The 21,541-nt window shown below is 65.5% G+C and carries 18 protein-coding genes; 11 read left to right on the top strand and 7 right to left on the bottom strand.

What is annotated here, in order from left to right; translation table 11 throughout:
* Positions 1-65 precede the first annotated feature (65 nt).
* The 3 genes from NCT32_RS20465 to NCT32_RS20455 form a co-directional block, all read right to left on the bottom strand.
* Positions 66-1,625 (bottom strand): PAS domain-containing methyl-accepting chemotaxis protein, encoded by a 1,560-nt coding sequence (locus NCT32_RS20465; RefSeq protein ID WP_061120053.1) that lies wholly within the window; start codon positions 1,623-1,625, stop codon positions 66-68.
* 153 nt (positions 1,626-1,778) lie between these two features.
* The gene (locus tag NCT32_RS20460; protein WP_061120010.1) at positions 1,779-2,573 is read right to left on the bottom strand and encodes a 3-hydroxybutyrate dehydrogenase; all 795 of its coding nucleotides are present in this window, start codon (positions 2,571-2,573) and stop codon (positions 1,779-1,781) included.
* 294 nt (positions 2,574-2,867) lie between these two features.
* Positions 2,868-4,268 carry a GntP family permease gene (locus tag NCT32_RS20455; protein ID WP_061120009.1) on the bottom strand — a complete coding sequence of 467 codons (1,401 nt, stop codon included), beginning with the start codon at positions 4,266-4,268 and terminating at the stop codon, positions 2,868-2,870.
* A 303-nt stretch (positions 4,269-4,571) separates the two neighbouring features.
* Here NCT32_RS20455 and NCT32_RS20450 point away from each other — a divergent pair, with 303 nt between their 5' ends.
* Both NCT32_RS20450 and NCT32_RS20445 read left to right on the top strand, forming a co-directional pair.
* On the top strand, positions 4,572-6,026 hold the full coding sequence (locus NCT32_RS20450; protein ID WP_061120008.1) for a sigma-54-dependent Fis family transcriptional regulator: 1,455 nt from the start codon (positions 4,572-4,574) through the stop codon (positions 6,024-6,026).
* Between the two features lie 103 nt (positions 6,027-6,129).
* On the top strand, positions 6,130-6,384 hold the full coding sequence (locus NCT32_RS20445; RefSeq protein WP_061120052.1) for a hypothetical protein: 255 nt from the start codon (positions 6,130-6,132) through the stop codon (positions 6,382-6,384).
* Positions 6,385-6,388: 4 nt separating this feature from the next.
* Here NCT32_RS20445 and NCT32_RS20440 read toward each other — a convergent pair whose 3' ends face one another.
* The gene (locus tag NCT32_RS20440) at positions 6,389-6,958 is read right to left on the bottom strand and encodes a lipocalin family protein (protein ID WP_250490506.1); all 570 of its coding nucleotides are present in this window, start codon (positions 6,956-6,958) and stop codon (positions 6,389-6,391) included.
* A 507-nt stretch (positions 6,959-7,465) separates the two neighbouring features.
* Here NCT32_RS20440 and NCT32_RS20435 point away from each other — a divergent pair.
* On the top strand, positions 7,466-8,446 hold the full coding sequence (locus NCT32_RS20435; protein ID WP_086961371.1) for an AEC family transporter: 981 nt from the start codon (positions 7,466-7,468) through the stop codon (positions 8,444-8,446).
* Between the two features lie 110 nt (positions 8,447-8,556).
* Here NCT32_RS20435 and NCT32_RS20430 read toward each other — a convergent pair whose 3' ends face one another.
* Positions 8,557-8,796 carry a DUF4148 domain-containing protein gene (locus NCT32_RS20430; protein WP_061120007.1) on the bottom strand — a complete coding sequence of 80 codons (240 nt, stop codon included), beginning with the start codon at positions 8,794-8,796 and terminating at the stop codon, positions 8,557-8,559.
* Positions 8,797-9,307: 511 nt separating this feature from the next.
* Here NCT32_RS20430 and NCT32_RS20425 point away from each other — a divergent pair.
* The gene (locus tag NCT32_RS20425; RefSeq protein WP_061120006.1) at positions 9,308-9,859 is read left to right on the top strand and encodes an NADPH-dependent FMN reductase; all 552 of its coding nucleotides are present in this window, start codon (positions 9,308-9,310) and stop codon (positions 9,857-9,859) included.
* A gap of 78 nt (positions 9,860-9,937) precedes the next feature.
* Here the strand turns inward: NCT32_RS20425 and NCT32_RS20420 are convergent, their stop codons facing one another.
* Together NCT32_RS20420 and NCT32_RS20415 are read right to left on the bottom strand one after the other, a co-directional pair.
* The gene (locus NCT32_RS20420; protein WP_061120005.1) at positions 9,938-11,314 is read right to left on the bottom strand and encodes a hypothetical protein; all 1,377 of its coding nucleotides are present in this window, start codon (positions 11,312-11,314) and stop codon (positions 9,938-9,940) included.
* 176 nt (positions 11,315-11,490) lie between these two features.
* Positions 11,491-13,752, bottom strand: a complete 2,262-nt coding sequence (locus NCT32_RS20415; protein ID WP_061120004.1) for a hybrid sensor histidine kinase/response regulator — start codon at positions 13,750-13,752, stop codon at positions 11,491-11,493.
* Between the two features lie 817 nt (positions 13,753-14,569).
* Here NCT32_RS20415 and NCT32_RS20410 point away from each other — a divergent pair.
* From NCT32_RS20410 to NCT32_RS20380, 7 genes are all read left to right on the top strand, one after another.
* Positions 14,570-14,938, top strand: a complete 369-nt coding sequence (locus NCT32_RS20410) for a response regulator (RefSeq protein WP_014251608.1) — start codon at positions 14,570-14,572, stop codon at positions 14,936-14,938.
* On the top strand, positions 14,931-15,554 hold the full coding sequence (locus tag NCT32_RS20405) for a chemotaxis protein CheC (protein ID WP_061120002.1): 624 nt from the start codon (positions 14,931-14,933) through the stop codon (positions 15,552-15,554). Before NCT32_RS20410 ends, NCT32_RS20405 begins: the two co-directional genes overlap by 8 nt.
* Before the next feature lie 19 nt (positions 15,555-15,573).
* Complete coding sequence (locus NCT32_RS20400) at positions 15,574-16,515, top strand: GGDEF domain-containing protein (protein WP_061120001.1); 942 nt, start codon at positions 15,574-15,576, stop codon at positions 16,513-16,515.
* A 228-nt stretch (positions 16,516-16,743) separates the two neighbouring features.
* Positions 16,744-17,592, top strand: coding sequence for a presqualene diphosphate synthase HpnD (gene hpnD / locus NCT32_RS20395; protein ID WP_061120000.1), 849 nt, complete (start codon positions 16,744-16,746; stop codon positions 17,590-17,592).
* Positions 17,592-18,869 carry a hydroxysqualene dehydroxylase HpnE gene (gene hpnE, locus NCT32_RS20390; RefSeq protein WP_250477524.1) on the top strand — a complete coding sequence of 426 codons (1,278 nt, stop codon included), beginning with the start codon at positions 17,592-17,594 and terminating at the stop codon, positions 18,867-18,869. Before hpnD ends, hpnE begins: the two co-directional genes overlap by 1 nt.
* Positions 18,869-20,848, top strand: a complete 1,980-nt coding sequence (shc, locus tag NCT32_RS20385; RefSeq protein WP_061119998.1) for a squalene--hopene cyclase — start codon at positions 18,869-18,871, stop codon at positions 20,846-20,848. The genes hpnE and shc overlap by 1 nt, the downstream gene beginning before the upstream one ends.
* Positions 20,845-21,531 carry a phosphorylase gene (locus tag NCT32_RS20380; protein ID WP_086961369.1) on the top strand — a complete coding sequence of 229 codons (687 nt, stop codon included), beginning with the start codon at positions 20,845-20,847 and terminating at the stop codon, positions 21,529-21,531. Before shc ends, NCT32_RS20380 begins: the two co-directional genes overlap by 4 nt.
* Positions 21,532-21,541: the final 10 nt, after the last annotated feature.

Raw genomic sequence — 21,541 nt, 5'->3', positions numbered from 1 at the left:
GACACACTCCTCGTTGGCAATGTCCCGATAGTACCAAGCGATGCGCTCTTCGACGCTGCCCGATCTCAAGCTTTCGCGACCGTGAAGAGCCGCACGGCTTCGTCGAGCACCACGGCGCGTTGCGCGAGGCGCTGCGCGGTAGCCGCCGCCTGCTCGACGAGCGCGGCGTTCTGCTGGGTCGAGTCGTCGAGATGCGCGACCGCCTGATTCACCTGCGCGATGCCCTCGGCCTGCTCGCTGCTCGCCTTCGCCACTTCCATGATGATCGTCGACACGCGGTTCACCGCTTCGTCGATGGCGCGCATCTGGCTCGTCGTGCGCGTGACGAGGCTCGTGCCTTCCGCGATTTGCGCGACGCTCGTCGCCACCACGCCTTCGATTTCCTTCGCCGATGCCGCGCAGCGCTGCGCCAGATTGCGCACTTCGGTCGCGACGACCGCGAACGAGCGGCCCGCTTCGCCCGCGCGCGCCGCCTCGACGGCCGCGTTCAGCGCGAGGATGTTGGTCTGGAACGCGATGCCGTCGATGACATCGGTGATGTCCGCGATGCGCCGCGACGCCGCCGTGATGCCCGCCATCGTCTGCTCGACCTGGCTCGCGATGCGCCCGCCGTCATCCGCCGCGGCCTGCGCTTCCCTGACGAGTTCGAGGGCGCGCACGGTGGCGTCGGCGTTGCCTTGAACGGTGGTGGTCAGCTGATCCATCGTCGCGGCGGTCTGTTCGAGCGACGCCGCCTGCATTTCCGTGCGGCGCGACAGGTCCGTGTTGCCGCTCGAAATCTCGGTGGCGGCTTCGAGCATGCCGCCGATCTGCCCGCGCACGTCGAAGACGATCGCCGCGAGATTCGCCTTCAGCTGGCCGAGCGCGCGCTGCACATCGCCCAGATCGTCGTGGCGCGCGTCGGGCATGTCGACGGTCAGATCGCCCGCCGCCATGCGCGCGGCGAAACCGGACATCGTCCGCACGGGTGCATCCACCTGACGCGACAGCGCGAGCCAGCCCGCGAAGCTCGCCGCCGCGCCGACGGCGAGCGCGATCCAGAACGGCAACGGCGGCGCGCCGCGCCAGCCGGCCAGTGCGGCGATCGACATGCTGACGGGCACTGCCGCGAAAGCCGTACCCAGACGCGCGCTGACCGGCATGTTCGCGATCGCGGCGAGCTTGCCGGCGATGCCGTGTTTCACGAGCGCGCCGCGCACGAGCTTGTGCGACGCGTTGCCGGTCTTGATCTGCGCATAGAGCGCCGTTGCCTCGCGCACTTCGTCCAGCGTCGGCTTCACGCGCACGGAGAGATAACCGACGACCTTGCCGTGCTCCATCACCGGCGTCACGTTCGCGCGTACCCAATAATGATCGCCGTTCTTGCGCCGGTTCTTGACGAGCGCGGTCCACGAGCGGCCGGCGCGGACCGTCGCCCAGAGATCGGCGAAAGCTTCGCGCGGCATGTCGGGGTGACGAATGATGTTGTGCGGCTCGCCGATCAGCTCCTCGCGCGAGAAGCCTGACACTGACACGAACGCCGGATTGCAGTACTGGATGTTGCCGGAGAGATCGGTGGCGGAGACGAGCATCTCCGAGGCGGGGAATTCGAACGCTTGCTGGGTGACGGGCTGGTTGTTGCGCATGATGTCCTTGCTTCTTCCGATTCGCGCGCCGCCTTCGGGAAGGCGGCGCACGCCTGATTACAAGGACATAACGGCCAGAACCCCCACGATCTTTAGGGGATTCCGAGTGAAACACTCAAGTGTGGCGGAATGTCGCCGATAGACGCGCGTCGCTCACTGCGCGCTCCATCCTCCATCGATCTGCAGCGCCGAGCCGCGCATCTCGCTTGCGGCATCGGAGCAGAGAAACACCGCCATGTCGCCGATCTGCTGCGCGGTCACGAACTGCGCGGACGGCTGTTTGTCGCCGAGCAGCTTTGCGCGGGCGGCATCGGGCGTGAGCGAGTCGCGCGCGGCGAGATCGTCGATTTGCTTCTGCACGAGCGGCGTGAGCACGAAGCCCGGGCAGATCGCGTTGACGGTCACGCCGGTGCGGGCGTTTTCGAGCGCGGCGACTTTCGTCAGCCCGAGAATGCCATGCTTGGCGGCGACATAAGCCGACTTGCCCGCCGAGCCGACGAGCCCATGCACCGACGCGATGTTGATCACGCGGCCCCAGTTGCGGGCGCGCATCTGCGGCAGCGCGACGCGCATCGTGTGGAACGCCGAGCTCAGATTGATCGCGATGATGGCGTCCCAGCGGTCGACCGGGAATTCGTCGATGGTCGCGACGTGCTGGATGCCGGCATTGTTCACGAGGACGTCGACGGCGCCGAATGTTTCGTTCGCGAAGGCGATCATCGACTCGATTTCTTCGGGCTTCGTCATGTCGGCTGCGTGGTGGACGGCCTTCGCGCCGGTCGCTTCGATTTGCTTCAGGGCGCCTTCGATATCGCCGAAGCCGTTTAGCACGAGATTCGCACCGGCTTGCGCGAGCGCCGTGGCGATGGCGAGGCCGATGCCGCTCGTCGAACCGGTGACGAGGGCCGTTTTGCCGGCGAGCGATTTGTTCGATGCGGTTTGGATCATATGCGGTGCGTTCCTTTGGCTTGGGTTTTTTATGGCCTTTGAATGGCCGGCGCTTTTTTGTCCTGCTTCTGGGGCTTGCGTAGAGTTTGGCGTGCTGTCGCCATTGGCGGAATTGGGGTTGGCGCTGGCTTTCGGTTTGTTTTTGCTTTGGCTTTCGCTTTTGTTTTCGCCGGATCCCGTTTTCTTTTTGGTTTATTAGCGTTGCCCCCGCGTGGGGCAGTGCCAGTAGACCGACACGAAATCAGGATTCCGCGCGAAAAGAAGGCCCACCGGCACCGCCTCAAGCAAGACGGATCAAACGATCCCCGTCAGGTAATACACCGCGATAACAAAGAACACAGCGAGCGTCTTGATAACCGTCACCGCGAAAATATCGCGATACGACTCCCGATGCGTAAGCCCGGTCACCGCGAGCAGCGTAATGACCGCGCCGTTGTGCGGCAGCGTATCCATACCGCCGGAGGCCATCGCCACCACCCGATGCAGCACTTCGAGCGGAATATGCGCCGCCTGCGCCCCAGCGATAAACGTATCGGACATCGCGGCGAGCGCGATACTCATGCCGCCCGACGCCGAACCGGTGATCCCCGCGAGCGCACTCACGGAAATAGCCGCATTGACGAGCGGATTCGGAATGCTCTTCAGCGCATCGCTGACCACGATAAAGCCCGGCAAAGCCGCGATCACACCGCCGAAGCCATACTCGGAAGCCGTGTTCATCGCCGCGAGCAACGCGCCCGCGACAGCCGCACGTGTGCCGACCGCGAACCGCTCCTTCACACGCGGGAACGCCGTCAGCAAGACGAGCACGATACCCAGCAACAACGCACCCTCGACCGCCCAGATCGCCACGACGGTCTTCACAGCCGTGGTCACCGGCGCATGCACGCCCGGCAGCACCTCCGGCGGCACCGTGTAACTCGCGCCGTACCACGTCGGAATCCACTTCGTCAGCGCGAAGTTCGCCACGCCGACGAGAATCAGCGGCGCAATCGCGAGCACCGGATTCGGCAGCGACGTCGATTCCACGCGCTCCGGCTCGTTCACGAGCGAGGTGCCGTAGCCTTCACCCTTGGCCATCGCCGAGCGGCGGCGCCATTCGAGGAACGTCAGGCCGACCACGATGATGAACACCGAGCCGATCACGCCGAGCCACGGCGCGGCCCAGCCGGTCGTCTTGAAGAACGTCGTCGGGATGATGTTCTGGATTTGCGGCGTGCCCGGCAGCGAATCCATCGTGAACGAGAACGCGCCCAGCGCAATCGCGCCCGGCATCAGGCGCTTCGGGATATTGCTCTGCCGGTACATCTCCGCCGCGAACGGATACACCGCGAACACGACGACGAACAGCGACACGCCGCCATAGGTGAGCAGAGCGCACACCGCGACGATCACCGCATTGACGCGCGACTTGCCGATATAGCGAATGGCGGCAGCGACGATCGACTCCGAGAAGCCCGACAGCTCGATGACTTTCCCGAACACCGCGCCGAGCAGGAACACCGGAAAGTACAGCTTCACGAAGCCGACCATCTTCTCCATGAAGATGCCGGAGAACACGGGCGCGACGGCGGCGGGATCGGTGAGGAGCACGGCGGCGAGCGCCGCGATCGGGGCGAAAAGAATGACGCTGTAGCCGCGATAGGCGGCAAGCATCAGGAACGCCAGGGCGGCGAGCACGATGAGGAACGACATTGAGTCTCCGTGAGTGGTTGTTCTTTGAAACGTTGTGCGCGTCTTCTGGAAGCGCCACCGGCGCGTCGATAACGCACCGCGCGGGCACAATGCAGGTTCCGTGCCAAGAAGCCGAAACGCAACGCTGACGGGCATCGGGCCAGCATGCCATCGCAACGTTTCAGTCCGATGTCTCCGGATCGAGACATTGCAAAGGCATCGCGCAGCCATGCAACTCGTCAAGACTAGTACAGATGCGGATTGCCGGCGCGTCTCCGAATGGAGATATTTGTCTCGGTTTAGAGAATTGGAGACCTGGGCGCCATGCGCAACGACTGGATCAACGTGCCCCTCGACTATAGCGACGTCATGCGTCGCGCGATGGAGTCGCTTTTCAAAACCTTCGAGAATCTGAGCGAGGGCACTTTCATCGTCGATGCCGATGCGCGCGTCGTGTGGATCAACAAGCGCTATGCGGCGCGTTTCGGATTCGACGATCCGCTCGACGCGATCGGCCTCGACTGCGAAGCGGTGATTCCAAACAGCCTGATGCGCGAAGTCGTCGCTACAGGCAAGCCGATTCTGCTCGACGTGCTGGAAACCGATCGCGAGCCGCTCGTGGTCACGCGCCTGCCGCTCAGGGACGAGTCCGGCGCGATCATCGGCGCGATCGGTTTTGCGCTGTTCGACGAGATGAAGGCGCTCACGCCGCTTTTCGCGCATTACTCGCGCGTGCAGCAGGAACTCATCGCGACGCGTCAGTCGCTCGCGCAGGCGCGACGCGCGAAATACACGTTTTCGAGCTTCGTCGGCACGAGTCCGGCCAGTCTCGAAGTGAAGCGCCAGGCGCGGCGGGCGGCGCTCGTCGATTCGCCGGTGCTCCTGCTCGGCGAGACCGGCACCGGCAAGGAACTGCTCGCGCATTCGATCCACGGCGCATCGACGCGCGCCGGCAAGCCGCTTGTAACGGTCAATGTCGCGGCCATTCCCGACACGCTGCTCGAAGTCGAATTTTTCGGCGCGGCGGCGGGCGCATACACCGGCGCCGAGCGAAAGGGCCGCGTCGGCAAGTTCGAGCTGGCCGACGGCGGCACGCTCTTTCTCGACGAAATCGGCGACATGCCGCTGCCGTTGCAGGGCAAGCTCCTGCGCGTGCTGCAGGACAAGGAGTTCGAGCCGCTCGGCTCGAATCGCATCGTGCGCGCGGATGTGCGCATCATCGCGGCGACGTCCGCCGATCTGCCCGCGCTCGTCGCGGCGGGCCGCTTTCGCGCGGACCTGTTCTATCGCCTGAACGTGCTCACGATTCACGCGCCGCCGTTGCGCGACCGGCTCGGCGATATCGAGGCGCTTGCCTACGCGATTCTCGAAGATCTGTCCGCCGACACGCGACCAGGGCATGTCGGCCATTTCGTGCTGCATAAGGACGGGCTGCAACTTCTCGAGGCGTATTCCTGGCCGGGCAATGTCCGTGAGTTGCGCAACACGCTCGAGCGCGCGCTGATGCTTTCGGAAACCGAGCACATCGACGCCCGCGCGTTGAGCGCGTTCATCGACGCGGGGCGCGTTGCGATCGCGGCCCAGGCGGAACCGGCGGCGCAGGAAGCGGGCGGCCCGCCGAGCCTGTCCTATGCGGACGCGATGACCGATTTCGAACGGCGCTTTCTCTCCGATGCCTTGCGCGCAAGCGGCGGACGCGTCGCGGATGCGGCGGAGAAAATCGGTATCGGGCGGGCGACGCTGTACAAGAAGATCGCGGCGCTCGGCATCGCCGTCTGAAGGGCTTTTGCGCACCGGCCAAACGGCGCGAAAGCTTCGCGTGGCATACTCCCGAAATCGAAAATAACGACCAGAATCAAAGGGGTACGGGATGAAGCGCGGGATGAGAATCGGCAGGGCAATCGGCCTTTCAGTCATGCTTGCGGGCAGCGCGTGGGCGCTTGCCGGATGCAGCAGCGCACCGCCGCTTTTTTCCGCCGATGGTCGCCCGACACAGCAGATTCAGTGCCCCACTTACAGCGGCTGGAGCAACTGCACCGACAACGCGAAGGCGCTCTGCCCGAGCGGTTATGACGTGCTCGGGCAGTCGACCGAGAACAATCAGAACGCGCTGCTCATCGCCTGCAAGGGAAGTTGACCGCTCAGCCTTGCTGCGTCTCGCGCAGCATCGTGACGTCGTACCCGAGCGCGCGCGCGCGCTCGATGAGCGTGCGGCGCAACTCGGCCGAAGGCTTCGCCTCGCGCGTCAGGATCCAGAGATAACGCCCGGTGGGCTCGCCGACGATGGACCACGTGTAATCGTCGGCGTGATCGAGGATCCAGTAGTCGCCGACATAGAACGGGCCGAAGAACGACACCTTCAACTTCGTCCCGTTCGATCCCGGGACGATCTTCGCGCGCCCCTCCGCCGAGCGGTACGGACCGTTCACGTCGCCTTGCCTGCACGCGTTGACGACGGATATGAGCCCGTCCTCGCGACGCGCGTAATTCGCCGTGACGGCTTCGCAGTTGCGTTCGAAGCGGTTCTCGTAGCGCGCGAACTCGTGCCACTGACCGAGATAGCGGTCGAGATCGACGGCCTTCGACGGTTCGGGCACATCGTCGTTGCCGCTCTTGCGCGCTCCGTTCGATGCGCACGCAGCGAGCGTGACGATGCCGCCGATCAAAGCCAGCGCCGCCGCGCCGTATGCCCAGGGTCTTCCGATTTTCATGTCGCCGATGAGTGAGAAGTGCGAGGGCAGAACGAGCAGCAAGCTTCGTTCCGTCCATATGTGACTCCCGAATTTCCTCACCGTCCGCCGCGTATCGTGTCGTGGGCGAACATCGGCGCGAGGCGCAAGTGGCTGTCCTGATTGGGTTTTATTCGATAGCCGCGACCCAGCGATAACGCATTGGCGCGGCTCCCGAATCACCTCACCTTTGGCAAAGCATGCCGATATCTCTGCAAGCTACGCCGGTTTTTGAAGACCGGCCGCACGGTGCGCCGGATACAGACCGCTGCGACCTAGAGAAAAGCCGAATGCGTTAAAGAACAATGACTTGCATCGTCCACTTGATACTGTGAATGAGCTGCTGGAAATGCTTCGCGGTCCGGATGATCCGGCCAAGAGTGAGCCACGCGTTCACACAGCGGCTCACCGTCGCCACACTCCCGAAACCTCTCACCTTTTTGTCCCGGGGTATCCTCTCGCTCTTCATACGCCCAAAGCAGCCGCCTCATGTCTTCGACGGTTTCCTTGCCTCAAGCATTCGTATCACTGCCTTCGCTGCTTACTCCTCTCGTCACGATCATCCTGCCGGTCTTCGGTCTCATCTTCGCGGGCTACGCCTGCCGCAAGCTGAACAAACTCGGGCCGGGCGCCGCATCCGAACTGAATCGCTTCGTCGTCTATCTGGCGTTGCCCGCGCTGCTCTTCGACACCATGGCGAAGACGCCGTGGAGCATGCTCGATCAGCCTGCGTTCATCGCCGCATTCGGCATCGGCTCAGCGGTCATCTTTCTGCTGACGCTCGTCGTGCGGCTGATGCAGTCGCGTCATCTCGCCGATGCGAGCATCGACGGATTGAACGCGGCGTATCCGAACACCGGTTTCGTCGGCTTGCCGCTTTGCCTGCTCGCGTTCGGCAAGGAGAGTCTCGCGCCGGCCGTGATCGCGACGATCATCACCGTCTGCGTGCTGTTCTCGGTGGCGATCGTGCTGATCGAGCTCGGACTGCAAAAAGAGAAGCACATCGGCGCAACGCTCGCGCATGTGGCGAAGTCGCTGGGGAAGAATCCGTTGTTGATCGCGCCGGTCGCTGGCGCGTTGTTGAGCGGTTCGGGCGCGCAGGTGCCCGAAGGCGCAGAAGCGCTGCTCAAGTTGTTGGGCGGCGCGGCGAGTCCTTGCGCGCTCGTCGCGCTCGGTCTTTTTCTCGGCGCGAAAGGCGAGGCGCGCGCCGTCGGCACGACGAGCGCGCTCGTGGCGCTCAAGCTCGTCGCGCAGCCGCTTTTGACATGGTGGCTGGCCTTCCATGTATTCAACTTGCCGCCGCTCTGGGCGAAGACCGCCGTGATTCTGAGCGCCCTGCCGACCGGCACCGGCCCATTCATGCTCGCCGAGTTTTATCGACGCGAAGGCGGGGTGACGTCGAGCGCGATTCTCTTCTCGACCGTGGCTTCGCTCGTCACGGTGACGCTTTGTTTGACTCTGATGCTCTGAGCATGCAAAAAAACGCCCGGCGCGGGGCACCGGGCGTAACCACCTTCTGTTCGACGGTGGAGGAGGACCAGTTCAGACTGCTTCCTCTGATTCCTTCAAGTTGCCGCTGGTTACCGCGTGTTGCTGCCGCCGTGAGCGTCGGCGCGCAGTTGTGCATGCCGTTCCTGATACGGACGCAACTGCGGGTAGCTCAGCGAATTCACGGCGTCGAGATCGCCCGCACGACGCGCGCTCGCGAGTTCCGCCTTCACTTCCGCGCGAGACTTGCCCACCGATGTCGTCTGAGCGAAAGCGGGTGCGGTAGGGAGAAGCGCGGACAGAACCAGACCGCCGAGCAATGCGTTTTTCATTTGAAGCCTCCTGAATGCTTGCGCGTCGACCCCGACGCTTGAAGGGCAGTCTAGGAGCATTCCTATTGGACAAAAATACCGATTGAGCCAACACATTGTTGTCAAGAGTGGATGAATGCTGGTCCTTAACACCAATTAAACGTTGGCTTCACACGGCGGATTGTTACGATATCGACAAGAAAGCCGCCACGATGCCTGCTTTTACGGACATTTGGCGCGCACCATGTTTCGTGTACGAATCAAAAACTGAACGGAATGGGAGTTACTCTCGACTTATCCACAATTTCTGTGGATAACCGTGGGGATAGGTCACCGCGAACCGCATGGCGTCGCGGCGAAAGGTAGATTGCTCGATTCGTCGCAAAAATAGTCCGTAACGTGTCGGCGGGCGTCGAAGACTGTAACCTTGCGATGCGCCTGACATGTGCACGCGTGTCGTTTCGAGAGCGGCGCTTCCGGACCGTTCATCGTCCGGTCCGTCTATTTTTCATCCTTTCACGGGGAAGATTTCATGGCCTTGAAGATTGCGGTGGTCGTTGGCAGCCTGCGGCGGGAGTCGTTCAACAAGCAGCTCGCGCATGCGCTCGTCTCGCTTGCGCCGAGCGATTTTTCCTTCGAGTTTCTCGACATCGGCACGTTGCCGCTCTACAGCCAGGACTACGACAGTGACTTCCCGGAAGTCGCGCGCGCGTTCAAGCAGAAAATCGCCGATGCCAACGGCTTGCTGATCGTGACGCCCGAGTACAACCGCTCGATTCCCGGGGTCTTGAAGAACGCGCTCGACTGGGCCTCGCGTCCGTGGGGGCAAAGCGTCTGGGGCGGCAAGCCGGGCGCGATCATCGGGACGTCGGTCGGGGCCATCGGCACGGCCATCGCACAGTCGCATTTGCGCGGCGTGTGCGCGTATCTGGACATCGTGCTGATGAATCAGCCGGAGATGTACATCAAGCACGATGAGAAGCGCATCGACGCGAGCGGCAATATCGTGAGCGAGGACACGCGCAAGTATCTGCAGACGTTCATGGACAAGTACGCCGCATGGGTGCGTGATCGGGCGGCGTAAGCGCTCACCTTTCCCGATGCGACTACGGCCCGCTGAGAGCGGGCCGTAGTCGTTTGCTGCTGTTTCACATGACGAGACTCAGACGTGATGATGTCCCGTCACGCGATCCCATCCGTGGCGGATGGCGGCCTTGAAGCGGTCCCACGTATCGCCTTCGGGATGCTTGCTTTCCCAGTCGCGACGCGTTTCATATTCCATCTGCTCATCCCACGCGCGGCTGCGGAAGCGATCGTCGTTGCCGAGCGTCGCGCCGTAGCGATACGCACCCTGATAGTCCTCATAAGGCTCGCCCGTCGCCGAGTACTTTGATTCGTAATCGGCGCGGAAGTCTTCTTCGTACTCCATGTACTCGTTGGGCACCGTTGCCGGACCGGCTGTGGGCGCACCCACCGGACCGGCGGCTTGCGTGCCCGCCGAAGCGACCACCGGATCAGGCGACGATCCCGCCGCGCGCGCCGCACCGGGCTGATAGGGCGCCGCCGGTTCGTCGAGCGGTCCGAGCGGTTCGACCGAGCGCCATTCCGAAGCCGTGTCGGTGCGCACGCCGGGTAGCGGGTCACGTTCGGACGCAGCCGCGCCCGTCGTGCGAAGCGGATCACGGCCGGCAAGCGCGTCGCGTTCCGATAGCGATTCGCCCGTGAGTCCGTCGCGCGCCGCGAGCGGATCGGCGGGCGTGCCGGCGAGCGGATCGGCAAGCGGGTCGATGCCGGTCGTCGCGTACGGATCGCGGCCCGTTACGGGATCGCGTCCGGCGAGCGGATCGCGCGTGGTGCCCGCGGCTTCGCTCATCGTCGACTGGGACTGCGACTGTGACTGCGATTGCATGCCGCTGCGCGGCATCAGCGGATCGTCGGCGGGATCGCTGACGTAATCGCGCGGCGTCAGGGCAGCCGGATCGCCGACGTCCGCGTGCGGATAGGCGCGCGCGCGCATCGGCGTCGTGTCCGGACCATTCACCGGCTCGCGTCCCGGCACGGCGCTGCCGCGTCCTAGGCCGAGCTCGTCGAGCACCGAATGGTCGCGGTCGTCGGCGGCCGTCGCGGACATGCCCGGCGTGCCGTGTTCGAGCGTCGTCCAGCTCGCCGCGCGTTCGTCGATATCGATCGCGCCCTGGTCGCTCAGTGTCGCGCGCGCGACGTCGGCCTGCTCGGCGCTCGGTGTATCGACGGCAACGAGGATCGCGCCGCGCCGCACGGCCTCCGAATAGTGCGCGACTTCCGGCGGGTGATCGCGCCCGCCGAAGAGCATGCTGAAGAAACGCTCGATGTTCGCGAGCATGCCTGGTTCCCGATGCGTGACGGCGTCGGGCATGTCGGATTGCGCGGCTGCGTCGTCGCGTTTGGGATTGGCCTGCAGTTCGATATCCGCGCGCGGGAAGCCAGCGGCGATCAAAGCCGAGCGTGCGTCCTCGGCTTGCGCAAAGGTATCAAAAACTCCGATGACGGTGTGTCGCATGTACGCCTCCTGCGGTGGGCGGATTCCGGAAATCGGCGACGTCGTCGCCGCGCCTGGAGGCAATTACGCAACTCGCGTGCCGGATGCGTGCGGGCCGTCGGGCGCTGGAGAGCATGTGACCGGATGGCGGCGCTTTTACAAACGGGCGTGCAAAAGTCGATCGGATTGCGGGCGCTTCAACGATCGGAGGAACGCGCCGCATGCATATCGCGCGTGGCGTCCACGCGCTCGCGGATCGCGCGCAGGAGCGAGTCGAGCAGCGCGATATCGAATGGCTTCGACAGCACGCGCGCGCCCATTTGCCGCGCGCGGTCGAGTTCTTCCGCGTAACCCGTGACGAGAATCACCGGAATGTGCGGCTCGAAGCGCTGCAACATCTCGGCGAGATCGATGCCGTTCATCTGCCCCGGCATGTGGATGTCGGACAGCACGACGTCGAAGGGGAAGTCGGTGGCGGCGTCGGCGCGCGCGGCTTCGAGCACGGTGGCGGCGGTATCGGCGTTGAAGACATAGGTGACGTGGTGGCCCATCATCGTGAGCAGGGCCTCGGTGCCGGCGGCGACTTCCTCATTGTCTTCGACGAGCAGCACGCGCAAGCCGTCCGCCTCTCCCGCCGCGGCCTGTTCTTCCGCCACGGCCGCGCCCGGTGCGCCCGCCGCGCGCGGCAGATACAGGCGCACCGCCGTGCCGGCGCCGATCGCGCTGTCGATGGTCGCGAGCCCGCCCGCACGTTCGCAGAACGCAAAGACCTGCGGCAGGCCGAGGCCCGTGCCCATGCCCTTCGGCTTGGTCGTGAAGAGCGGTTCGAACGCGCGCCCGAGCACGTCGGAACTCATGCCGGAGCCGTTGTCCTCCAGCATGATCTGCACGAATTCGCCGGTGATCGGAAAGCCGTCTTCGTGGCGAAAGCGCACGTTGTCGGCGCGCACGGTGAAGGTGCCGCCGTTGGGCATCGCGTCGCGCGCATTCACCGCGATGTTGATGAGCGCGAGTTCCAGTTCCGCCGGATCGACGCGGATCGCCCACACGTCCGGCGCGACCTCGACGTTGAGCGCCACCTTCGCACCGAGCGACGCGCGCAGCAGCTCGCGTCCCGCCGGCACCCATCTGCCGATAGCGATGATCTCGCTTCTCAACGGCTGCTTGCGCGCGACGCCGAGCAACTGCCGCGTCAACGACTGGCCGCTCTTCAACGCGCGTTCCATCGCCGTCAGCTCGCGGTCGAGGCCGGGCGCGCCGCGCCGCCGCGCGATCTGCACATTGGTCGAGACGATCATCAGGAGATTGTTGAAATCGTGCGCTACGCTGCCCACGAGATTGCCGAGCGCTTCCATCTTGCGCGCCTGGCGATACGCGGATTCGATCGAACGGCGCATCGACGCTTCCGCCTGCCAGCGCTCCCACGCGTCTTCTTCGGTCGCGAGCCGCCGCAACGATTGCGCGATCACGCCCCACAGCACGACGCACGGCGCGAATATCGAGAGCGCCAGCACGCTCAGATGCTTCCACCAGGCGGACCAGATCGTCGCGATCGGATAGCCGCTCGACACGTAGACCGGATAGGCGCCGACGCGCCGGAACGCGACGATCTTCAATTGATTGTCGAGCCCGGACACCATCTTCACGACGCCGCTGCGGCGCCCCTCGACGTACGCTTCGCGCAACGGCGAGCTGGCGGCGAGCGCCATGCGCTCGGGCGGGCGCGGCGGATACCAGGCGAGCACTTCGCCATCCGAGCGTGATAATCCGAGCGAGACGCTCGGGTTGTCGCCGATGAGCTCGCGGTAGAACGCGCCGAAGTACGCGGGCCGCAACGCGATCGACACGATGCCGTCGAACTTGCCCGACGCCGTGCGGCGCGCGACCGCCGTGTTGAACACCTGCTCGCCGGCGACCCGTCCCACCATCACGCGGGAAATCTGTTCGATCTGCTGGCCGGCGCGCAAGCCGCCGAAATCGTCCCGGTCCGCGACCGAAATGTCGGGCGCCGGCCAGGTGCGGCTCGTCGCGAGCAGCCTGCCGTCGGAACCGAACACCGAAGCCGCCGCGACCTGCTGATAGCTGCTGCTGATCGTCCTGAGACGTTGATGAATCGTGGCGCTCTCGCGACGGATGGCGGCGGCGTCGAGGTCGTCGAGCAGATCGACGATGCGCTCGTTGAGCGTCACGTTCAGATCGAAGACCTTGAGGGCGTGCTCCTCGGCGACGCGGGCATTGCGCGCGACGAGATCGGAGGCATCCGCGACGCGCGCGTGGTAATCGGTGAAGGCGGTGACCACGACGTATACGCACGGCAGCACGATCGCGGCGACGAGGAGCGCGTAGAGCGTAAGCCGCTGCGCGGCGAAGTTGCGTTCGGGAACGACCGGAAACGGCGGTTCTTCCTGCCATGATTCCCCGGCAGGATCGGCGTTGGACTCCTCACGTTGCAGCGTCATTTTTGGCAGCGAATTGGAAAACTTACTCGACGCCTGCGCCAGGCGCCCGTCGTGACGGGCGCGTGGTAGGAAGTTGCCGAGCCTGACCGGTGCAACCGCAAGTAGAACGCATGAAGCATGCCGATCGGGGAGTCAAGCTGCACGCGACACGTGGAGGAAAACCTCGGTCACGCGCGAAGTTAGCGAGATTATCGGAAGCGCAAACGTACACAAAAGCAAGAGAACGTATCACAACAGAAGGTGGGGCGTAGAATCTTCCTGATTAACGACTGTTTTAATCATATTAATTCTCGCTTCGCACCTCTCGCGAGTTGCTTTGACATTCTGATGGGCAGACAATGCAATCCTCCGACCTGATACGCCACTTAGAAGCGTCGGCCGGAGGATACAAGCAGCCTTGCGGCGCGCGCCGGGGAGCAGTACCGCTTGTCCGGCCAGTCGCCGGCGGGCAGCGCGACCAAGCGAGGATAAGAAGGCCACGGTCCGGAACTTTTTTCGGACCACGCACGGGGCAGTCAACATGACGCCGATCGAGAGCCAGCATGCATCGCGCGGAGTGCGCACGCTGATCACCCAGCGCTCGCCCGCGGGTTGGCGCGCCTTCGTCCACAAGCGCCGCGCCTGGCTCATCGCCGCCGAGCTGCATCTCCGACAGCGCCCGCATTCCCGCCGGGCGAGAGGGCTCGTACCGGTTCTGCCGTGAAGATCGCTTTAAAGATCGCCGCGCGGATGCCGTAATCAAATACGAGAGCCTGCCGTGTCTGCCGACGCGCCGCCGCCCTCAGCCCGAAAACAGCCCAAAAAGATCCTGCCGACCATGCCGTTGCCGATTGTCATTGCCGATGATTCCCTGCTCGCGCGCAAGGTGCTGACGCGCGCGCTGCCCCCGGACTGGGACGTCGAGATCTCCTATGCGACCAACGGGCGCGAGGCGCTCGAGCATTACCGGGCCGGCCGCGCCTCGGTGATGTTCCTCGATCTCACGATGCCCGACATGACGGGCTATCAGGTGCTCGACGCCTTGCAACACGAGGACCTGAACACGTTCGTGATCGTCGTGTCGGCCGACGTGCAGCCGATGGCCCAGGAGCGGGTGCGCGCGCTCGGCGCGATCGCGTTCCTGCCGAAGCCGGTGACGCCCGAAGCGCTGCGTCCTGTTTTGAAGGAGTACGGACTCCATGGTTGAACCCGCCCTGAACGAAGATCAGCGCGACGCGCTGCAGGAAGTCGCCAACATGGCGATGGGCCAGGCCGCGACCCGACTCTCGAAGCTGCTCGGCACATTCATCGAGCTGTCGGTGCCGCGCGTGCGCGTCGTGAGCGTGGCCGAGGCATCCGCGGCGCTCGCCGAGATGACCGGCATCACCGATACCGTGACGGCCGTGCGCCAGGGCTTTCGTTCCGACATCAAGGGCGAGGCGATCGTGCTGTGCAAGAGCGGCAGCGTCGATCAGCTGTGCGCGCTCGTTGACGATCCGTACACGAAATCCACCTACGAGGCGACGACGCGCACCGAACTCGTCTTCGACGTCGCGACCGTGCTGATGGGCGCGTGCGTGTCGTGCATCCTCGACCGACTCGGCCGCTCGCCCATCTTCTCGCCGCCTGGCATGCTCGGCTCGGAAATCGGGCTCGACGAGGTGTTTCAGCCGGCGATGCTCGCCTGGAAGACCGCACTCCTGCTCGAAGTGAATTTCGCGCTCGAGGACCACAGCTTCCGCGCGCATCTCGTGATGCTGATGGCCGAAGACGCCATCCCGCATCTGAACGAAGCGCTCGACGCGCTTCTGTCGAGCCTCTGAACGGGACGCCATCGTGAGCATGGACGAACTGCGCCACGCGCTCTCCGAACTCGTGATCGAGCGCGTGGGTTTCGGCATTTTCGTGCTCGATCGCGATCTGAACGTGCTGATGTGGAACCGGTTCATGCAGGACCACAGCGGCAGGACGGCCGAACAGGTGATCGGCAAATCCATCTTCGCGAGCTTCCCCGAACTGCCGCGCGTCTGGTTCACGCGCAAGGTCGAGAGCGTGTTCCAGCTCGGCAGCTTCGCGTTCAGCTCGTGGGAGCAGCGGCCGTATCTCTTCAAGTTCGACCACGATCGGCCGATTACCGGCGGCGTCGATTTCATGCAGCAGGACTGCACCTTCATGCCGCTCATGCTCGAGCGCGAGGTGCGCGCCGTCTGCGTGACGATTTCCGACGCGACGCACGCGAGCATGATGCAGCGCGCCCGCGACGAAGCGGTGGCGAAGCTGCAGGAATTCGCGGACCGCGATGGTTTGACCGGCATCGCCAACCGGCGCTACTTCGAATTGCGCCTGCGCGACGAATTCTCGCGCTGGCAGCGCTACGGCGGCGAGCTGTCGATGCTCCTCTTCGATCTCGACCACTTCAAGCGCATCAACGACGACCTCGGCCACCTCGTCGGCGACACGGTTTTGCGCGTGATGGCCGAGCGCGTCGCGAAGAGCGTGCGCGTGCAGGACGTGTTCGGGCGCTTCGGCGGCGAGGAATTCGCGCTGCTTCTGCCGTGCACGAATTTCGAGGACGCGATGATCGTCGCGGAGAAGGTGCGCCGCGAGATCGGCGAGACGCCCATCGACGTGCAGGGCGCACGCGTGCCGGTCACGGCGAGCGTCGGGGCGGCGCGTGCGCGGACCGGCGTGACGTCCTCGTACGAGGCGCTCATCAACGAGGCCGATGCGGCGCTTTATACGGCCAAGCGTGAGGGGCGGAATCGGGCAGTGGGCTTCGCCTGAATCGCCGCTCGATACGCCGGGCCTTGCCCCGCGCGGCTCCGGCGCAATCGGGCAAAGTATTGATATACTCTTTGCCGCTTCCGGCGCAGTCACAGCCGGCTCGCGCGCCGCCTTTCCTCCTCGGTCGTCCCGCTCAGCGCCACGTGGTTCCGCGCGCACCGGCGGCATCGGGACCGGCGCCCGATCTCTTACAAATTTGCCCTTGGGGGCGCCACAGCGGAGTTCGTCTTGGCTGTTTCCAATATCATCGCTGACGATCCTGCTCCAGACGCCGCCAAGGCGTCGTCGGGAAGTTCGTTTTATCTCGCGATGCGCATCCTTCCCGCCGAGCAGCGGGACGCGATGTACCAGATCTACGCGTTCTGCCGGGCGGTCGACGATATCGCCGACGAAGGCACCCTGCCGCGCCGCGAGCGCGCGCTCGCGCTCGATCAGTGGCGCGAGGACATCGACGCGTGCTACGCCGGCAAGCCGAAGAAATCGCTCGAAGCGCTCACCCGCCACATCCAGGCTTTCCAGCTTTCACGCGACGACTTCCAGGCCGTGATCGACGGCATGGCGATGGACGCCGCCGGCGATATCGTCGCCCCCGACGAAGCCACGCTCGACCTCTATTGCGACCGGGTGGCGAGCGCGGTCGGGCGGCTGTCGGTGAGAATATTCGGGATGCACGAGGACGCCGGACGGCGGCTCGCGCACCATCTCGGCCGCGCGCTGCAACTGACCAACATCCTGCGCGACATCGACGAAGACGCGGAAATCGGCCGCGTGTACCTGCCGCGCGAACTGCTCGCGCGCGAAGGCATTTCTACGAGCGATCCGGCGAGCATCGTCGGCGATGCCCGCCTGCCGCGCGTGTGCGCCGTGCTCGCCGAGCGCGCGAAAGGCCATTACGCCCAGTCCGATGCGATCATGGCGGCGTCGCCGCGCGCCCAGGTGCGCGCCCCGCGCATCATGTCGGCGGCGTATCGCACCGTGCTCGACGCCAACCTGAAACGCGGCTTCGACCTGCCACGCACGCGCGTGCGCACGCCGCGTGCGCGCCTGCTGTGGATCGTGGCGCGCAACCTGATCTGATGTCCCGGCGTGTCTTCGTCGTCGGTGCGGGCGTCGCCGGCCTCGCCGCCGCGGTCGAGGCGCAGCGCCGCGGCGCGCGCGTCGTGCTGCACGAGGCGGCGCCTCACGCGGGCGGCCGTTGCCGCTCCTTCTTCGATGCAAAGCTCGGTGTCACGCTCGATAACGGCAATCATCTGCTGCTATCAGGCAATCAATCGACGATGGCCTATCTGCGTGCGATCGGCGCAACCGGCACGCTGATCGGTCCGACGCAGCCCGAGTATCCGTTCTTCGATGTCGCGACCGGCGACGCCTGGACCGTCCGCATGTCGCCGGGGCGCTTGCCGCGCTGGATCTTCGACGCCGAGACGCGTGTGCCGGGCACGCAGCCCGCCGACTACCTGCCGTACCTGCCGCTCTTCTGGGCTAAGCCGGGCCGCACGATCGAGGAATCGGTGCGCCGGAAGGATCGCGTATGGAGTCTTCTCGTGCGTCCGCTCCTGCGTGCGATGCTCAACGCCGATCCGTCCGAAGCGAGCGCGGAGCTCGCGGCCGGTTTGCTGCGCGAGACGGTCGCGCAGGGCGGTCAGGCGTGCCGTCCGCTGATCGCGAGAAGCGGGCTGTCGCATGCGTTCGTCGAGCCGGCGTTGCGGCTTTTGCAGTATGGCGGCGCGGAGATCCGGCTCGGTTCGCGCGTCGCGGGCATCGGGGTTTCGGGCACGGATTCGAAGGAGCGTGTAAGCTCGCTGGCTTTCGAAGGCGCGGCGGAGCCCGTCACGCTCGGCACGGGCGATGGCGTCGTGCTCGCCGTGCCGCCCGACGCGGCGCGCCGGCTGGTGCCGGACCTGACCGCGCCGGATGCATCGCGCGCGATCATGACCGTGCACTTCGCTGTGGACGCGCCGACGGGCTTTCAGCCGCTGACCTGCGTCGTCAACGGCATGTCGGACTGGATCTTCGCCGCCGACGGCCGGCTCTCGGTCACGCTCGCAAGCGCCGGCCGATGGCTCGCGACGCCGCACGAAGAACTCGCGCAGGCGGTATGGCTGGAGACGGCGAAGGCGGTGCGCATGCCCGCGGTGCCGACGCCGCCGTGGCAAGTCGTCGCCGAGGAGCACGCGACGTTTGCCGCCGTGCCGTCGCAGGAAGGCCTGCGGGCCGCCACGCGCACGCGCTGGCACAATTTCACACTCGCGGGCGACTGGACGGCGACCGGCCTGCCCGCGACGATCGAAGGCGCAATCCGCTCCGGCCAGAAGGCGGCGGACGCGCTGTTGAACCCATCGATGGAACGCTGATGAACGATTTATCCCTGTCGGCCGTGGGCGTGCAGGTTTCGGGCGCCTCGCTCGACGCTGCCGTCCACCGCGCCACCGATGCGCTGCTCGCGGCGCAACATCCGGAAGGCTACTGGCTCTACGAACTCGAAGCGGACGCAACCATCCCGGCTGAATACGTGCTGCTCGTCCACTATCTCGGCGAGACCGCCGACGAGAAGCTCGAAGCGAAGATCGGCCGGTATCTGCGCCGCATTCAACGCGCGGACGGCGGCTGGCCGCTCTTCACCGACGGCGCGATGGACGTCTCCGCGACCGTGAAGGCGTATTTCGCGCTGAAGATGATCGGCGATTCGGCCGACGCCGAACACATGCAGCGCGCCCGCCGCGCGATCCTCGCCGCGGGCGGTGCCGAGAAGGTGAACGTGTTCACGCGCATCCTGCTCGCGCTTTTCGGCGTCGTGTCGTGGCGCGCGGTGCCGATGATGCCCGTCGAAATCATGCGCCTGCCGATGTGGTTCCCGTTCCATCTGTCGAAGGTGTCGTACTGGGCGCGCACGGTGATCGTGCCGATGCTCGTGCTCAACGCGAAGCGCCCGCGCGCGCGCAATCCGCGCGGCGTGCGCATCGACGAGGTGTTCACGAATCCGCCGGTCAATACCGGCATGCCGTCGCGTTCGGGGCATCAGAGCCGCGGCTGGTTCGCGTTCTTCCGCGTCGTCGATTCGATCCTGCGCGTCGCCGATCCGCTGCTGCCCAAAGCCGGCCGCGAACGCGCGATCGATGAAGCGGTGCGCTTCGTCGACGAGCGCCTGAACGGCGAAGACGGCCTTGGCGCGATTTTTCCGGCGATGGCCAACTCGGTGATGATGTACGACGTCCTCGGCTATCCGCCCGAACATCCGAATCGCGCGATTGCGCGCAAGTCGCTCGACAAGCTCCTGATCGTCGACGACGCCGACGATGGCGAGGCGTATTGCCAGCCGTGCCTGTCGCCGGTGTGGGATACATCGCTCGCGGCGCATGCGCTGCTCGAAACCGGCATGCCAAAGGCGCGCTCGGCGGTGGCGCGCGGCCTCGAATGGCTCGTGCCGCTGCAGATTCTCGACGTGCGCGGCGACTGGATCTCCCGCCGTCCTGACGTGCGGCCGGGCGGGTGGGCATTCCAGTTCGCGAACCCGCATTATCCCGATGTCGATGACACGGCCGTCGTCGCGATGGCGATGGAGCGTGCCGATCGCGAGAACGGCACGGCGATGTACGGCGAGTCGATCGCGCGCGCGCGTGAGTGGGTCGTCGGCATGCAGAGCAGCGACGGCGGATGGGGCGCGTTCGAGCCGGAAAACACGCAGTACTACCTGAACAACATCCCGTTCTCGGATCACGGCGCGCTGCTCGACCCGCCGACGGTCGATGTCTCCGCGCGCTGCCTTTCGATGCTCGCGCAACTCGGCGAGACGTCGCTCAACAGCGAGCCCGCGCGTCGCGCGTTCGACTACATCGTGCGAGGCCAGGAGCGCGATGGAAGCTGGTACGGCCGCTGGGGCCTGAATTACATCTACGGCACCTGGTCGGCGATGTGCGCGCTGAACGCCGCCGGCGTCGCACCGACGGACCCGCGCATGAAGCGCGCGGCGGACTGGCTCGTCGGCATCCAGAACAGCGACGGCGGCTGGGGCGAGGACGGCGAGAGCTACAAGCTCGACTATCGCGGTTACGAACAGGCGCCGAGCACCGCGTCGCAGACGGCGTGGGCGCTGCTCGGACTGATGGCGGCGGGTCTGGTCGAGCATCCGGCGGTCGCGCGAGGCGTCGATTATTTGCTCAGGACGCAGCAGGCGCACGGCCTGTGGGACGAGACGCGCTTCACGGCGACAGGCTTCCCGCGCGTGTTCTACCTGCGCTACCACGGCTATCGCAAGTTCTTCCCGCTGTGGGCGCTCGCGCGCTATCGAAACCTGACACGCGACGGCCTCACGCGCGTGACGGCGGCAATGTGAACGCGCCCGTCGTCGCCGTGACCGGCATGGCGTTCGAGGCGAAGATCGTGCGCGGGCGGGGCGTCGATGTGGTGTTCGCGGCGCGCGCCGACTGGCTGGAGCGCGCGTTGTCCGATGCGATCGCGCGCGGCTGCTCGGGCATCATCAGCTTCGGCACGGCGGGCGGACTCGCGCCGGATATCGAGCCGGGCGAGTTGATCGTCGCCGAGAGCGTGTGCGGTCCGTTCGGCGAGTTGCATACCGATGCGGCGTGGTCGGCGCGCATCGTCGATGCGTTCGCGGGCACGCCTGTCGGGCGCGTCGTGCGGCGCGGCAGGATGGCGGGCGTCACCGCGCCCGTCAAGACCGAGGCGGAGAAGCGCTCGCTGCATTCGTCGACCGACGCGCTGGCCGTCGATATGGAATCGCATATTGCCGGGGCGATCGCGACGGCGCGCGGCTTGCCGTTCGCGGTGTGCCGGGCGGTCGTCGATCCGGCCTGGCGAACATTGCCCCCTGCCGCGACGGCCGGTTTGCGCGACGACGGCACGACGGCCATCGGTCCGATTCTGCGGGAATTGCTGCGCGATCCGGCGCAACTGGGCGCGCTGTTGCGGCTCGCGTCCGACGCTCGCGCGGCCCGCGCGACGCTCGTCCAGGCGCGGCATGCGCTGGGATCGGCGCGGGCTCTGGCGTTTGGCTGATCATTTTGTT

It is taken from the genome of Caballeronia sp. INML2 (assembly GCF_023631365.1).
Taxonomy (GTDB): domain Bacteria; phylum Pseudomonadota; class Gammaproteobacteria; order Burkholderiales; family Burkholderiaceae; genus Caballeronia; species Caballeronia turbans.
The sequence above is the reverse complement of the archived record's forward strand: the minus strand, read 5'-3'. Positions and strand labels throughout refer to the sequence as shown.